The organism is Rhizobium sp. PvP014 (assembly GCF_017876855.1).
GTDB lineage: Bacteria > Pseudomonadota > Alphaproteobacteria > Rhizobiales > Rhizobiaceae > Neorhizobium > Neorhizobium soli.
This window is the reverse complement of sequence record NZ_JAGIOT010000002.1, coordinates 3,312,023-3,327,610: the sequence shown is the minus strand read 5'-3', so window position 1 is coordinate 3,327,610 and position 15,588 is coordinate 3,312,023. Positions and strand designations below refer to the sequence as shown.

Below are 15,588 nucleotides of genomic sequence, written 5' to 3'. Positions count from 1 at the left end.
GGCGGGAGAGGTGGCGGATATCGAGAAATCCATTTTGCCGCCACAAATTCCGCGCTATGACAATTGGGAAGCAGTGCCGGGGACGTAATGCAGTATTTCAAGACACATATAAGGGTATCGACGTCGTTTGCTTTGCGTGAGGTCGCGACGCGATATGGAAAGCATCCCGGCGGAAATATATTTGGGCGCTCCTTGAGCCTGTATCCTACGTGGTGCTGATGAGCTTCCTCTTCGGAGCCCTTGCGCGTCATCCTGCTTTGGGTACCAGCTTTCCGCTGTTCTTCGCGACCGGTTTCATCGCTTTCGCACTCTATTCCGATACATACCGGTATTTGACCTCCTCGATCAGCGCGAACAGAGCACTTCTTTCCTATCCCACAGTCGCTCCAATCGACGCTTTCGTAGGACGCTTCATTCTGCAATCCATAACGTCGCTTCTGGTGGCGCTGGTGATCCTGACTGCTGCTCGCATGACGGAACCTCACGCGTTAGCCTTGAACTGGAAAGCATTACTGGAAGCAGTTTTCTATGCTTGGGCGCTAGCGCTGGGCATGGCCTTCTTCAATGCAGCGCTTTTTCAGAGGTACTCGTTGTATGAGAAGCTGTATTCGATCGTGACGAAGCCGCTTCTACTTCTTTCCGGCGTGTTCTACGTACCCAGCCTGCTGCCATCGCCGTTTCGCGAATATATGCTCCTTAATCCGCTCACGCACGTTGTGATCCTTCTCCGGGAAGGCTTTTACGGACAGAGCCCGTTGGATGGAGTAGATCGCTTCTATCTGGCCGAATGGTCGGCATGCCTGTTGTTCGTCGGCATGCTCACGTTCACCTTGATCCCTTTTGCACGTGAACGATAAAATAACTCGTTCTGACGTTGCGACTTGTCTTCACACGATAAAGCGAAATTGCATGCGGCAGTGAGATGCCGCAATCGTTTCGTCCGCAGCAAGCGCAGGCTGCCGCCGGATATCCCATCTTGAGCCTGAAGTTCTGCTACACTCCTCTCGCGATCAGCGAAGGGCTCTTGAGAGATGGCAGATGATTTTTCAGCGACCTGCATCAGCTTAGATGTCATCGACCGGATTACGGATACGATCGAGAATTACGACTCTTTACCATCCGACGACGTCATCGTGGTGCTGAACGAAGCGCTAAATGTGATCCGGGAACTCCTGCGGATGCTGGACGTCCAGAGAGATGGTTGAAGATGCCGGGCGGCATGCTAAAGCACGGCACTTCAGGTGAGGATCATTCCTGACAAACTTGCGGTGACACGCGCGATGTACGAGCGATATCTGGGTTGGGTGCTTTCATCTTTCACGTGGGCCGGGGTCAAGCCGCGTGCCTATGTGTTCGGGATGAGCCCGTGGAAAAAAAACGTGCGCCACTGGCTGGACGGCGAAACCGTTTCGCAAAAAAGCAGGCATGTCGGAAAAGTCTGGTTTCATGCTGTTATCGCTCCCGCCATTGCCGCGCGGAAAGGCTCGAAGGTCTATGTCTGGGGTTACAAGGTTCAGCCCCACATCGAACAGTTCTGTCGATCACGGAACATCCCGATCATCCGTGTCGAAGACGGGTTCATCCGGTCCATATCTCTCGGCGCCTTCAAAGCGCCACCCCTTTCCTTGTGCTTCGATCGTTCGGGGATGTATTTCGACGCGACCCAGCGTTCTGACCTCGAACAACTGATCGAAGCCTACGACTTCAACGCCGACCCCGACCTGATTGCGCGTGCCCGGACTGGCATTAACAAGCTCATTGCCTCGCGGCTTTCCAAGTACAACACCTCGACCGATACCGATATCGCCGCAGTCTATGGACCCAAAACCGATCGGAAGCGCATTCTCGTCGTCGGTCAGGTTGAGGACGATGCCTCGATCCGACTGGGGTGCGACCGCATCATCGATAATAATGCACTGGTGCGAATTGCCGCGAGCGAGAACCCGCAGGCCCAGATCATCTACAAGCCGCACCCGGAAGTGCTTCACGGAACGCGCGCTAACCAGTCCGATCCAAATGACGTGAGCGATCTGGCGATGATCCTGAAACAGGACATCACCCTGGCAGATGCCTTTCAAACCGTTGATCATGTCTACACAATCACATCGCTGTCAGGCTTCGAGGCACTTATCCGCGGCATCCCGGTCACCTGTCTGGGGATGCCGTTCTATGCGGGCTGGGGCGCAACGGACGACCGGCAGGAATGCGAACGGCGGACGGCAAAGCGAACTCCCGAAGAGATATTCGCCGCCGCCTACATCCTTTACGCCCGCTATCTCCACCCTACCCTCCACAAGCCGCTCAGCTTCGAGGAAGCGATCGAACTGCTCGCGGAGATGAAGGGGCGGGTGTTGTAAGGGGCCAGATCGCTGAAGATTCCAGCGCGGTCCTCGGACACTGTCTTGCAGAAAGCGGCTTCCACAGTGATCGATAGCCCCATGACAGAACCGTTCGACTGATGCAGTCTACGACGGCACAGAAATAGACAAAACAGATGCCGACGGTTGGCTTTACTTCCGTTGACAAGTGCTTACTCAGATCCGACAACATAACTTGGACGGCAGCCACCGGGGGGACTTTTTGATGTCTAGGCGCGCGATCTTCGGACTTTCCGCATTGTTGTTTTCGTCTCTAGTTCTGGCGCTGCCTCTGACTGCGGCGGAGCGGCGGATAGAGACCACGGCGGATGGGGACTATTCGGGTTTTGATCTGCGGACCGTCAAGAATGTCAGCCAGGGTCAGTGCGAAACTGCCTGTATCGGCGACAACCAGTGCCGCGCCTTTACCTATAATGTCAAAGCCAAGTGGTGCTTTCTCAAGTCCGACCACGCGCAGCTCAATCCGTTTGCAGGCGCGGTCGCCGGCAAGATCGTCGAAGTGGCGGCGGAACCGGATATCGGAGCGGCGCCGCGGCTCTCCTTTCTGACGGAAGAACTGCTTCAGCAGGCCCGCGAGCAGAAGGATGGCCTGACGCTTGGTGACAACCAGCAGGGCCGGGATGTCGAAAGACTGAAGACCGACGCGCAGGCCGAACTTCTCGCAGGCCGGTTCGATAACGCGATCTATAATTACAAGGGTGCCCTCTCGCTCACACCTGAAGATGGCGCGCTCTGGATCGAATTTGCCCGCGCCGCCTCCACTGCCAACGGCAACAGCTCTGCAGACGGCGATGCAACGCTTGGCGCCATCAACGGCTATCTTCTGACCCGAACGACCCAGGCAAGAGCCGATGCGCTTGCCGTTCTTGGCGCAGCGCTTGCCAAGCAGCAGGCTTACCGCCAGGCGATTTCCGCCTACAAGCAGAGCCTTGCGCTGGTCAGCGCCCGCACGGTGCAGGCATCCTATAACGACCTTCGCGAGCGTCATGGTTTTCGCGTGACCGGCAACACGGTCGATGCAGACAGCGCCAATCCCCGCGCCTGCGTTCAGTTTTCCGATCCTCTGGTAAAGGCCGGCGTCGACTATGCGCCGTTTGTCACGCTGGACGGCAAGGCGCCGAAGGCGATGGAAGCCAAGGACAGCCAGATCTGCGTCGAGGGCCTGACCCACGGCCAGCGTTACAAGCTGTCGCTGCGGCGCGGCCTTCCCTCCTCCGTCGATGAACCGTTGCCAGCGCAGGTCGATCTCGACCTCTACGTCAAGGACCGCTCTCCGACGGTGCGGTTTACCGGGGACAGTTTCGTGCTGCCATCCACGGCCCGGCGCGGCATTCCGATCGTTTCGGTCAATACCGAAACGGCCGCTCTCAAGCTTTACCGGATCGGCGACCGCAATATCGCGCCGCTTCTGACGGACTCGGAATTTCTGACCCAGATGAGCGGCTACACCGCCGACCGCATCGAGCAGGAAAACGGTGAACTCGTCTGGCAGGGCACGATCGCTCTTGGGCCCGAATCCAACCCCGAACTCAACAAGGATGTGGCGACCAGTTTTCCGGTTGACGAGGCGTTGCCGAACCGCAAGCCGGGTGTCTATGTGCTGACGGCATCGGCCGCCAACGCCATCTCCCAGGAATGGGATAACAAGGCGACCCAGTGGTTCGTCGTTTCCGATATCGGGCTGACCACCTATGCCGGCACGGACGGGCTCAGTGTGTTTGCCCGTTCTCTCGGTTCCGCCAAGCCGATCGCCGGCGTCGATCTCCAGCTTCTTGCCAAGAATAACGAGGTGCTGGGCACCGCAAAGACCGATGGCGATGGCCGTGCCACGTTTACGGCCGGCCTGATGCGCGGGACGGCGGCCATGGTGCCGGCGGTGCTGACGGCGCAAAACAGCGGCCAGGACTACGTGTTTCTCGACATGAGCCGCGCCGGCTTCGATCTCTCCGATCGCGGCGTCACCGGCCGGCCGGCACCCGGCGCGATCGATCTTCTGCCCTGGACCGAACGCGGCATCTACCGGCCAGGCGAGACGGTGCATGCGAGCGCCCTTGCCCGCAATGTGGATGCGACCGCGATCGACAACCTGCCGCTCACCTTCGTCTTCCTGCGCCCTGATGGCGTCGAGGATCGCCGCATGGTGAAGTCAGGCGCGCTCGGTGGCTACACGCTCGATCTCGCCCTGCAGGACACGTCCATGCGCGGCACCTGGACGATGCAGGTGTTTACCGATCCGAAGGGCTCGGCGATCGGCGAAAAGACGTTTCTGGTCGATGATTTCGTACCTGATCGCATCGAGTTCGACATGACCAGCGCGGCGAAGGAAATCGTGGTCGGCGAACCGGCTACGGTCGAGATCGACGGACGTTTCCTCTATGGCGCACCGGCAGCGGGACTTGGCCTGGAAGGCGAGATCGCCCTCAAGCCGACCCGCGAAAATGCTGCCTTTCCCGGCTACCAGTTCGGCCTTGCAGATGAGGAACAGGCGGAAACCGTCCGCATTCCGCTCGAGGCACTCGACGATACCGATGAAGACGGCAAGGCATCGTTTCCAGCAGATGTCGCGGAGCTTCCCTCGACCACCAAGCTGATCAATGCCGATATCGTCGTGCGCATGAAAGAATCGGGCGGCCGCGCGATCGAGCGGACCCTGTCGCTGCCGGTCAAGGCGGACGGGCCGCGGATCGGCATCAAGCCGGAGTTTTCAGGTGACCTGCCCGAGGGCGCGGTTGGCAGTTTCAAGGTCATTCTCGTGGACGAGACCGGAGCAAAGCAGGCCGCGAAAGGCTTGGCCTGGAAGCTGGTCAAGGTCGAGCAGGACTATCAGTGGTATCGCGAGGGGAGTTCCTGGCGCTACGAGCCGATCACCCGCACCAAGCAGGTATCCAATGGCAGCGTTGACGTAACTGCTGACGGCGGCCGGATTTCGGTTCCGGTCGCATGGGGCCGTTACCGCCTGGAAGTCGAGACGGTCGATGCTGGCGGCCCGGCCTCAAGCACCGAGTTCGATGCCGGCTGGTTCGTGACCGCCACGTCGACCGAGACGCCGGACGCGCTGGAGATCGCCCTCGACAAGCCGAGCTACAAGGTCGGCGATACTGCCAAGCTCAAGGTTTCCTCGCGTTATGCCGGCGAACTGATGATCATTGCAGGCTCCGAGCAGCTGACCGCGGTCAAGACGGCAAGCCTTGCGGAGACCGGCGGAGAGATCGAGATCCCCGTCACGGCCGAATGGGGAGCCGGTTCCTATGTGACCGCGACACTCTACCGCCCGGGTGCTGCGCGTGAAAACCGTATGCCGATGCGGGCGATCGGCGTGACCTGGCTGAAGGTCGATCCGGAAGCACGCGATCTCGCGGTCGCGATCACGGCACCGGATAAAACCCTGCCGCGCCAGCCATTGGATATCTCAGTCGCCGTAACCGGTGCCGGCGCCAACGAAGATGCCTATATGACGGTGGCAGCCGTCGATGTCGGCATCCTCAATCTCACCCGCTACGAGCCACCGGCGCCGGACGACTGGTATTTCGGCCAGCGCCGTCTCGGGCTCGAAATCCGTGACATCTACGGCCGGCTGATCGATGGCTCGCTTGGTGCTACCGGTCGCCTTCGAACTGGCGGCGATGGCGGCAGCATCGCGCTGCAGGCAAGCCCGCCAAAGGAAAAGCTGGTCGCTTTCTTCTCGGGCCCGGTGAAGCTGGATGCCGACGGCAAGGCGAACGTCTCCTTCGACATTCCGCAGTTCAATGGCACGGCGCGCGTGATGGCCGTCGCCTGGTCGAAATCCGGGGTCGGTCATGGGGTCAAAGACGTCATCATCCGCGATCCGATCGTCGTGACCGCCAGCCTGCCGCGCTTTCTTGCGCCGGGAGACGACAGCAACCTCAGACTGGACATCGTCAACACCGATGGGCCTGCCGGCACCTATGATCTCGCCGTCACGACAAACGACCCGGTTGCGGTCGGCCAGAGTGCGATCAAGCCCGTCCAACTCGCGGCCGGCGCTAAGACGAGCGTCACGCTGCCGCTGGTGGGTATCGGACCCGGCGACGGAACTGTTTCGATCCGCGTCTCGAATGCGTCGGGCCTGTCGGTCGATCAGGTTCTCAACATCCCGGTTCGCCCGGCGGCCATGCCGGTGACGGAGCGGCGGCTGGTGGATCTGAAGCCCGGCTCAAGCGTGACTGTTGATGCCAACCTTCTCGCCGACAGCATGCTTCAGGGTGCCTCCGTCAGCATCAATGTCAGCCGTTCCAACGCGTTCGATATTCCGGCGCTGCTGATGAGCCTTGACCGCTATCCCTATGGCTGCGCCGAACAGACGACAAGCCGGGCACTTCCGCTTCTCTATCTGAGCCAGATGGCGGTTCAGAACGGGCTTGCCGATGATGCCGAGGTCAAGAAGCGGGTGCAGGATGCGATCTTCCGCGTGCTCTCCTTCCAGGCATCGGCTGGCAGTTTCGGGCTTTGGGGACCTGATGGTGCCGGCACCGATCTCTGGCTGGACGCCTATATCACCGACTTCCTGTCGCGGGCTCGCGAACAGGGTTTCGACGTGCCTGAAAAGCCCCTCATCCAGGCGCTCGAAAATCTGCAGAACACTCTGGCCTACACGACCAATGTCGCCGACCAGGGCAATCAGATTGCCTATGCGCTCTACGTGCTGGCGCGCAACCGCAAGGCTGCGATCAGCGACCTGCGCTATTACGCCGATACGATGCTCGGCGACTTCCCGACACCGCTTGCCAAGGCGCATATCGCTGCAGCACTTTCGCTCTACGGCGATGCCCAGCGCTCGCGCACCATCTTCAACGACGCGCTGCAGATGTCGGAAGAAGCGCAGATCAAGAAAGTCAGCCTCAGCCGTTCGGATTACGGCTCCTCGCTGCGAGATGGTGCAGCGGTTCTGGCGCTGGCCGCCGAAAGTCGGCCGGTGCCGCCGATCGTGCCTGCACTTGCCAATGTCGTTGCCAAGGAATGGGTGGCGAAGAAACATACCAGCACGCAGGAACAGACCTGGATGCTGCTGGCATCCCGGGCCTTGCAGAACGGCGACGAAGACCTGCGTCTCAGCGTCAACGGCGCGGCCCACATCGGGACGCTGATGTCGCAGATGCCAGGCGACGTGCTGCTCGATCATCCGCTGACGGTGCGCAACGACAGCAAGGATAAGCTGTCTGCGGCCATCACCACGGTTGCGGCCCCGGCACAGCCACTTGCCGCCGGCGGCGATGGTTTCGAGATAACCCGCACCTACTACACGATGGACGGCGAGGAGGCGAATGTCAGCACGGCGCAGCAGAACACGCGTTATGTCGTCGTTCTCAACGTCACGGAGACAAACGACTGGCCGTCTCGCATCGTCGTGACGGATCTCCTGCCGGCGGGTTTCGAGATCGACAATCCGAGCATCGTCAACAGCGCCAGCCTTGCCAATTTCGACTGGATCGAAGAGGTGCAGGCCGCCCATACGGAGTTCCGCAGCGACCGTTTTGTTGCAGCCTTCAACCGCGCAGCAGGTGACAACCGCAAGATCACGCTCGCCTATGTGGTGCGCGCCGTGACACCCGGCACCTACGATCATCCGGCGGCGCAGGTGGATGACATGTACCGCCCGCAGCTTTCCGCAAGGACTGCGATGGGCAAGATGGAGGTGGTGGCGGCGCCGTGAGAGACGACAGGCAGGTGTCTGCCGCCCTCCTCAACGGGCGGCATTTTGCACGGAGCGAAGTCGAGGCAGTCAGCGTCAGGACGACAAGAAGACCATGAGACGCAGATGGACGTATTCGTTGGCTCTTGGTCTTTGCGTCGCTCTCGCAGGGGGGCTGGTGATCGGGCTTGACGCTGCAGACCGCGCCTATCCGCCGCCGCTCGACAAGGCGCAAACCGTATCGGCAGAGGTGCTTGACGCGGACGGGCTTCTGCTCCGTGCATTTGCCACATCCGAAAGCCGCTGGCGTCTGAAGACCTCGATCGCGGATGTCGATCCGCGATTCCTGAAGATGCTTGTTGCCTATGAGGACCAGCGGTTTTACCAGCATGGCGGCATTGACCTGAAGGCGATGGGCCGCGCCGCGGTCCAGCTTCTCGTCAACGGGCGGATCGTTTCCGGCGCCTCGACGCTATCCATGCAGGTCGCGCGTCTGATCGAGCCCCGGGAAGCCCGGTCCTATTCGGCAAAGCTCCTGCAGATCGCCCGCGCCATCCAGATCGAGCGCCGCCTCGACAAGCAGGAGATCCTCGAGCTCTATCTCACCTACGCGCCCTATGGCGGCAATCTCGAAGGCGTGAGGGCTGCAAGCCTTGCCTATTTCGGCAAGGAGCCGGGGAGACTGACGGTGGCGGAAGCCGCTCTGCTCGTCGCCCTGCCGCAATCCCCGGAAACGCGGCGGCCGGACCGGCACCCGCAATCGGCAATGCGGGCCCGTCAAGGTGTTCTCTCGCGGCCTGCCGTGGCATCGCTGACGGGTGAAGGGGAAGCGGAACGGGCGTCCCATGACGGCCTCCCGCGGCGCAGACTGCAATTGCCGGCGCTTGCCGCGCATATGGCGGAAGCCGCAATCCGTAAACAGCCCGGGGTGCCGCGATACCAGAGCACGCTGAAACGCGGCATTCAGCAGAAGCTGGAAGACGTCGCGCGGGAAGCTTCGGCGAAGCTCGAACCGAAAGCATCGCTGGCCATGGTCATGGCGGATGCGATGACGGGCGAAATTGTCGCCCAGGTCGGTTCGGCCGACTATTTCGATGCCAGCCGCGCCGGCTGGACCGACATGACACGGGTGCTGCGGTCGCCGGGGTCGACCCTGAAGCCCTTCATCTACGGACTTGCCTTCGAACAGGGGTTGGTGGCGCAAGAAACGATGATCGAGGATCGGCCGGCGGATTTCTTCGGCTATCGGCCGAAGAATTTCGACATGAGCTATCAGGGCGATGTCACGGTGCGCCAGGCCTTGCAGCTGTCGCTCAACGTTCCGGCGATCCGACTGCTCGATGCCGTCGGCCCGTCGCGTCTGATGATCCGGTTCAGACGGGCCGCGGTACAACCGGTGCTTCCCCCGAACGAGGCGCCGGGCCTTGCGATCGGGCTTGGCGGGGTCGGCATCACGCTAAAGGATCTGGTTCAGGCCTATGCGGCTCTCGCCAACGGCGGCCAGCCCGTTCGGCTCGGCAACGGCATCGACACCATCGCGGCGCGTCTCGACAGCGAACCCTTGCTGGAGCCTCAGGCGGTCTGGAACGTCACCGACATCCTCTCGGATGTGCTGCCGCCAACCGGAAGCCGCCGCCTCGGCATCGCCTACAAGACCGGCACGAGTTACGGATACCGCGACGCCTGGTCGGTGGGTTATGACGGACGCCATGTCCTGGGTGTCTGGGTCGGGCGGCCGGACAATGGTGCGGTGCCGGGCATCGCCGGCTACCAGACAGCGGCGCCGATCCTGTTCGAGGCCTTTGCCCGCTCCGGCGTCGCGATCACGCCGCATCCCTCGCCCCCGCCCGCCACGTCACGGCTGGCGCAATCCGACCTGCCGATCGGTCAGCGGCGCTTCTCGATGACGGCAAGCGGCCTGATCAGCGCCTCGACCCGCGAAGCCGCCCCGCAGATCGTCTATCCCCCCGAGGGCGCCAAAGTGGATCTCGGCGCGCAATCGGGCGAGATCTCGCCGCTGGTGCTGAAGCTGCAGGGCGGGCGCCCGCCGTTCCGCTGGCTGGCGAACGGAAAACCCCTCACCGATCTTTCCCGCCGCCGCACCAACAACTGGTTACCCGAAGGCGCGGGCTTCTCGACACTGACGGTGATCGATTCCGCCGGCCGGGCTGCAACCGTGCGGGTGTTCGTGGAGTGAGGGCGGGTTAGGCCAGGAGTGAACCGGACCGAGATCGGAAGGATCAGGCCCGTCAGCTTGTCAGCCGTACACGACCCACGATCTTGCGAAACAAGACATCCATTGCCTCGCTTATGCCATCGGTCGGACTGACCTCGAAATAGTAGCCTTCCGTGGCGCAAGATTGCATCTGCGTTGGAATTTCCTTCTGAAAGGGTGCGATCCACTTCTTGTAGAAACCGTCTTTGGGCAGAGGCAAATAGGTCGTGTACAGGACTGCGACCTTTATTCCGCGCGCCTTCAGGGCGTTGCAATGACTGGCATTCAACGGCTCCATGCAGCGATCGCCGTTGGATGATGAGAGCTTCTTTGTACAATCGGAACGGTATGCGTCTCCAACGCCGTCCGCGACAAGGAAAACGATTGGCTGTCTATCCGCCGAACTGCTCCCGTCACCGACGGTTTTGATCTTTTGGCCAATCTTGGACAGTATTTCATTGTAGTCGGTCTGCCCGTTCGGCGACGAATGGCTCGGAACGCTCATCAGCTCAATCATCTTCGTGGCCTTTGCCACTGAGGTGAAATTGCTCGTCGGCTCGGAAACGGTGTATAACTGGGCATCGGCAGAGGTTTGTCCGAACGTGTAGGCACCGATCTTGAATTGGCCTGAAACGGTCTGAGTCTCCTGCGCCGTTGTCATGAGCGCGGAGACCGCCTCCGCGACAACGTCGATGCGGATGGTCGCGCCAACTTCTTTGGCGAGATAGTAATAGCTGTTTTTGTCGGCGACACCGCTCGTCGAAACGATGTGGCATGCAAAAGCGCAGTTGGCGTCCTTGCCTTTCCCATCCGATCCATTCTTCGTTGCAGCTTCCAGTTTCGCCACGTCGTCGGCAGTCGCGCCGACCCCCATCGATGGCGTGTTGTCCAGCAGCATGTAGAAATCCAGAAAACTCGGTATCAGGTATGCTGCGGTCGCTTGCCCCGAAATCGCCATCTCGTCATTGCCGAGGATTCGCGTAAAGGTCGTGGGTAGAGTGGCGGCGTATTTCAGTCTCGATGTGACGACACCGTCGGACTTTACCAGCTCCAGCTTGACGTCGATCAGCAGGCTCGACAAACCTTCCATGTTGTCCCCATATCTGGCCGACAACTGAGATTTGAAGATTTTCTTGGCTTCGGTGTCCGCGATGGCGACAGTACCGTCCTCGGCCATTTTCATGGCTTTTGCGACCGCTGCGGATTTTTCGGAGACAGCAGCAAGTACCGCAGCATCCGCAGCGGCATCGAGATAGGATTTTGCCTCCAGGGCGCGTCCGAAATCGATTGCCAATCCGACACTACCGATCAAAGGAACCATGATAAGGCCGGTGAGCACGCCGAAATTGCCCCGGGTGCAGGAAAAAATAGACCTCAATGTCGCAAGCATAAACCGCAATCTGCCTTTTAGTTTTTATAGCGGCATCATGCTGCAGTTCGATCAGAGCATTCGATCAACTCCCACCGTTTCAAATGTTTGTTACTAAAGTAGCTAATTGAAATTGTTAACGAAACGTGTTTTTGCGGCGCCTGGTCTCGTGGCCAGCGGTGGGGAACGGGAGGGGGCCAACCACATATGTTTTTGCAACGTTCGAAGAAGCAGGAGGGCTGGAGCCGTTTGTGCTGACGGAGAAGCCTACAGGCTTCGGTCAGGGCGCGTTCTCGTCAGGAGAGGATATGCTACGCCTCGGCTTAACTGGCCAAGATCTCAGCCACGATGCACCCATCCTGTTCGACTACATGCGGCGGCAAAAGATGGTCAATCCAGTGAGGCCGCGGGCGGAACCGTTCCATAGCATTGGTGGCCGGCTCGACCTCACAATCATCCGGCCGACTGGCTACGAGCAAACCCTGCTGAAGACTTGGCCCGACGAAATCGGGGAGAAGATCTGCCCGTTTAATGATCAAGCCGCAGCCGCTTAATCTACTGCCATGGGAGGGGCTTGGGTTGCGCCGCGACCAAGCCCCATATAACTGTCGCACTGCTTGTTGCGAAGAGTAAGCCGGCGATCATGCCAAGTGCTGCTGATATGTACATAGTGCGGTTCATCCAACCGACGTCTTCGTCGAGCTTTATATGGCGATAGACTAGGGCTGGGTCAGCATAGTTTCGATATAAAACCTCCGCCAGTTGGAGGTTCATCCATGCGAAAAGGCCCGCTACAAGGGTAATGAAGACCGCCGCGAGGTTCTGCGCGGCTGCATAGATTAAGAAGTCGCTCTTACCCTGAGGTATGGACGTTCGAAGCGAGTTTAGTGCGTATATCGCGCCGCCGTGCACTGCGAGTAACGAAGCAAAGAGCCATTTTGCGTAGTCCATGTGGCCCGCATGAGACTGGTTCTCCTGCTCTCGATAGTACCGATATAGCTCCTCATTGTGGAGCTTCAGCCTATCTCGATATTTGAGGTCGGTCATGTGATCGTAAAATACGATCTCATCGGTCTCGCGATCTACGGGCTCATCATTTGACATACGTCAATCCTGTCAGCGACTGATAGCGTCGATCCGGCGGGCTTTATTTTCGAGCTATGAGGAAATGGACGGCTTTGTTAAGGGCGGTGTCATCTTGCTTCAGCGTCGCAATCTTGTCGACCAGATCATTTAAAACGAGCCGGACCGCTGCTGCAGCTTCTAAGCAGAAATCGTCAGTCTCATTGTGTAGGCCTACACTTAGCGCGCTATGAAGGGCAGCCAAAGGGTTATGACCGTTGATGAGAAGTCCTTGAGGTAGTGCCACTTTGATTTTATCGAGCGATTTTGAGAATGATATCTCAAGTTTCGCGCTTTCCAGTTCGTCGATCAACTCAGCCGGTGCGCCGATCGTTTTGCAGACTTTGATGATATCATTGAACAGATCGTTTTTATGACTTTCGACAACGCGCCTGTAATATGCGAAAGCTGCTATCCCATAGCCAAGGCTCTCACACTGTCGGCCTTTCAGGAACAACGGTGCATCCTGTCGAAAAAGTCTAAGTACCTTGTTCGAGGCGGGAATCCCAAAAGCAGGCAGTTCGCCGAATTTATACGCCTTTCCTTTTCCTTCATCGTCTAGCGTAAGGTGCAACGAATACTGCTTGGTCTGCCTGTTGCAGTCACCACAAATATAGATCGGGTGAGGGACTGTTTTGGCCGTACTTCTTTCCAAGGAGCCACTTGTGGAAGTCCTAAATGTGCGCTCTCCCTCGCAAATTTTGCAATGTAGCCTAAGTTCAGGATAGGTAAGTTTGCGAAAGACGCCTCCACTCGGATAGTACGCAATTTCCCACAAGCCGGTGACATCGCGTTCGGTAGACGGGTGGACGGACTCAAGGAATACCTTAAACTCTAAAGGAGGTGGCTGCTCCATGAGGGGAGGATTTTCGTTGCTGTCTTCTCTTGGTTCATCGCTCATCAGTATCTCTCAGTAATTGCTTTCGAAACGCTGTAAGCTGCCATCGTGACACGCTCATTTCGGAGTTACGAAGACATCGCAAACGCGCTCTGGCGGCGCGTCCACCCTCCGGTATCCTGTAGTGTCTTCATACCATAGTGCTTGCTCGTATCGATAAACGCGTGTCGTGACGGCAGTCGGCCCTGACGCGTAACGTGCATCTCCCGGACAGGTTTTTATCAGCACCGCATCTCGCAGGAACTTTCTTTCGAATTCTACTCGAACAGGGTCCTTTTCCTGGTCACTGCAGGCAACCAGCGCCACCGCAAGAAATCCAAATAAGAGTGGCCTGGAGATGCCGTCGGTCATTGGGGCGTTGCTTTTCATGTTGCATCCGTGTCGCGTGGACTAGCGGAGTGTGCCAAGAAGCGTCGAGAAATCAAGGGGAATAGCACGCAGCGAGACGCAACACGAAAACGACTGAAGCTGAAAATTTATTCGGCTAAGTTTATGAAAATATTGGAAAAAAATGGTGCCCGGAGGCGGATTTGAACCACCGACACGCGGATTTTCAATCCGCTGCTCTACCAACTGAGCTATCCGGGCATCCGGGCTTTGTGCAAGCCGTTCCGGTCCTTGGTTGACCGGCCGGGGTTTGTATCCCCGGGAAGCGAGCGGGGTTATAACATCTTGTTCGGCCATGTCCAGCACCCCGGACGACTTTTTTGAAAGGTTTGTGAAAAACCTGATTTCATGAGCGAAATCAAAGGCCGAACCGGACGAGGATCTAGTCCTCGTAGTTGTCGGCTTTGCTTTCATCGTCGGCCACGGGGATGGCGTAGCTGCCCTGCAGCCAGCGGGAGAGATCCAGATTGCGGCAACGGTCCGAGCAGAAGGGATAGTGTTCGCGCGCGGAAGGGCGGCTGCATTCGGGACAGGGCCTTGCCTTGCGCAAAGGCTCCACCTTGCCGCCTGTCGTGATGTCCTTGTTTGAAGTTTCAGCCATATCAGGCCTCCTTCTTAAGTCTTCAGCCTTGCGGCCATGCGCCGGCGACGTCAAAACCTTCGCCAGCCAGCAGACCCGTCACTTCATGAAGCGGCAGGCCGACGACGTTGGAATAGGAACCGACGAGTTTCTGCACGAAGGCGCCGGCGATGCCCTGGATCGCGTAAGCCCCGGCTTTTCCCCGCCACTGGCCCGATGCGATATAGTTCTCGATCTCGCGGGTCGACAGTCGCTTGAAGCGCACCTTGGTCTCAACCACCTTCTGGCGGAACTGGCCGCCCGGCGTGACAAGACAGATGCCGGTATAGACCCAGTGGCCGCGGCCCGACAGAAGATTCAGGGCGGCACTGGCGTCCTGCGTATACTCCGTCTTTTCCAGGATGCGGCGTCCAACCGCCACGACCGTATCGGCAGACAAGATATAGCTGTGGCGCCAGGCGGGATCGTTGTTGACGGCGGCGAAGGCGGCTTCCGCCTTTTCCGTCGAAAGACGACGCGCAAGCGAACGCGGATGTTCCACCCGCTTGGGTGTCTCGTCAATATCCATCGGCATCAGCCGGGCCGGTTCGATGCCGACCTGATTGAGAAGATCGAGACGACGCGGCGAGCCTGAGGCCAGGATGAGCTTTTGTTCGATCGCCATGGGGACCCGTCTTTGCCGCGAGAAATTCTTACTTGAAGCGGTAGGTGATGCGACCCTTGGTCAGGTCGTAAGGGGTCATTTCGACAAGAACCTTGTCGCCTGCCAGAACGCGGATACGGTTCTTGCGCATGCGGCCCGCGGTGTGGGCGATGATTTCGTGTTCGTTCTCGAGCTTCACGCGAAAGGTCGCGTTCGGCAACAGTTCGACGACAATGCCCGGGAATTCAAGAACTTCTTCTTTAGCCATGTATTGGTTTTCTTTCTGTGTTGAAGGTCGGGCAGGCCGAAATCTGATCAGCCGCCTCGAAATTTGCGCGGAAACTAC

General features: G+C 59.0%; 12 protein-coding genes and 1 tRNA gene. 6 read left to right on the top strand and 7 right to left on the bottom strand.

Annotated features, from left to right (window positions below; genetic code table 11):
* The first annotated feature begins 152 nt into the window (after window positions 1–152).
* The 5 genes from J3A65_RS20635 (at window position 153) to pbpC (ending at window position 10,225) form a co-directional block, all read left to right on the top strand.
* Window positions 153–857 carry an ABC transporter permease gene (locus tag J3A65_RS20635; protein ID WP_209903657.1) on the top strand — a complete coding sequence of 235 codons (705 nt, stop codon included), beginning with the start codon at window positions 153–155 and terminating at the stop codon, window positions 855–857.
* Between the two features lie 174 nt (window positions 858–1,031).
* A complete protein-coding gene (locus J3A65_RS20630) occupies window positions 1,032–1,205 on the top strand; it encodes a hypothetical protein (protein ID WP_209903151.1) in 174 nt (57 codons plus the stop codon).
* Window positions 1,206–1,280: 75 nt separating this feature from the next.
* Window positions 1,281–2,357, top strand: a complete 1,077-nt coding sequence (locus tag J3A65_RS20625; protein ID WP_209903149.1) for a capsular polysaccharide biosynthesis protein — start codon at window positions 1,281–1,283, stop codon at window positions 2,355–2,357.
* A gap of 226 nt (window positions 2,358–2,583) precedes the next feature.
* A complete protein-coding gene (locus J3A65_RS20620; RefSeq protein WP_209903147.1) occupies window positions 2,584–8,049 on the top strand; it encodes an alpha-2-macroglobulin family protein in 5,466 nt (1,821 codons plus the stop codon).
* Window positions 8,050–8,143: 94 nt separating this feature from the next.
* Window positions 8,144–10,225, top strand: coding sequence for a penicillin-binding protein 1C (gene pbpC / locus J3A65_RS20615; RefSeq protein ID WP_209903145.1), 2,082 nt, complete (start codon window positions 8,144–8,146; stop codon window positions 10,223–10,225).
* 52 nt (window positions 10,226–10,277) lie between these two features.
* On the opposite strand, the gene J3A65_RS20610 is transcribed toward pbpC, so the two are convergent.
* Window positions 10,278–11,633, bottom strand: a complete 1,356-nt coding sequence (locus J3A65_RS20610) for a pilus assembly protein TadG-related protein (protein WP_209903143.1) — start codon at window positions 11,631–11,633, stop codon at window positions 10,278–10,280.
* A gap of 230 nt (window positions 11,634–11,863) precedes the next feature.
* Between J3A65_RS20610 and J3A65_RS20605 the strand changes: the two genes are divergently transcribed.
* Window positions 11,864–12,166 (top strand): hypothetical protein, encoded by a 303-nt coding sequence (locus tag J3A65_RS20605; RefSeq protein WP_209903140.1) that lies wholly within the window; start codon window positions 11,864–11,866, stop codon window positions 12,164–12,166.
* 1 nt (window position 12,167) lies between these two features.
* Here the strand turns inward: J3A65_RS20605 and J3A65_RS20600 are convergent, their stop codons facing one another.
* The 6 genes from J3A65_RS20600 to infA all read right to left on the bottom strand — a co-directional run bounded on the left by J3A65_RS20600 (window position 12,168) and on the right by infA (window position 15,510).
* Window positions 12,168–12,716 carry a hypothetical protein gene (locus J3A65_RS20600; protein WP_209903138.1) on the bottom strand — a complete coding sequence of 183 codons (549 nt, stop codon included), beginning with the start codon at window positions 12,714–12,716 and terminating at the stop codon, window positions 12,168–12,170.
* A gap of 43 nt (window positions 12,717–12,759) precedes the next feature.
* Window positions 12,760–13,635: a hypothetical protein gene (locus J3A65_RS20595; protein ID WP_209903136.1), complete on the bottom strand. Its 876-nt coding sequence runs from the start codon at window positions 13,633–13,635 to the stop codon at window positions 12,760–12,762.
* 509 nt (window positions 13,636–14,144) lie between these two features.
* Window positions 14,145–14,220 (bottom strand) — tRNA-Phe (locus tag J3A65_RS20590).
* Between the two features lie 181 nt (window positions 14,221–14,401).
* The gene (gene yacG / locus J3A65_RS20585; protein ID WP_062579059.1) at window positions 14,402–14,620 is read right to left on the bottom strand and encodes a DNA gyrase inhibitor YacG; all 219 of its coding nucleotides are present in this window, start codon (window positions 14,618–14,620) and stop codon (window positions 14,402–14,404) included.
* Window positions 14,621–14,642: 22 nt separating this feature from the next.
* Entirely contained in the window at window positions 14,643–15,263 is a 621-nt protein-coding gene (locus J3A65_RS20580) for a Maf-like protein (protein WP_209903134.1), read from the bottom strand.
* Between the two features lie 28 nt (window positions 15,264–15,291).
* The gene (infA, locus tag J3A65_RS20575; protein ID WP_062453856.1) at window positions 15,292–15,510 is read right to left on the bottom strand and encodes a translation initiation factor IF-1; all 219 of its coding nucleotides are present in this window, start codon (window positions 15,508–15,510) and stop codon (window positions 15,292–15,294) included.
* Between the last annotated feature and the right edge of the window lie 78 nt (window positions 15,511–15,588).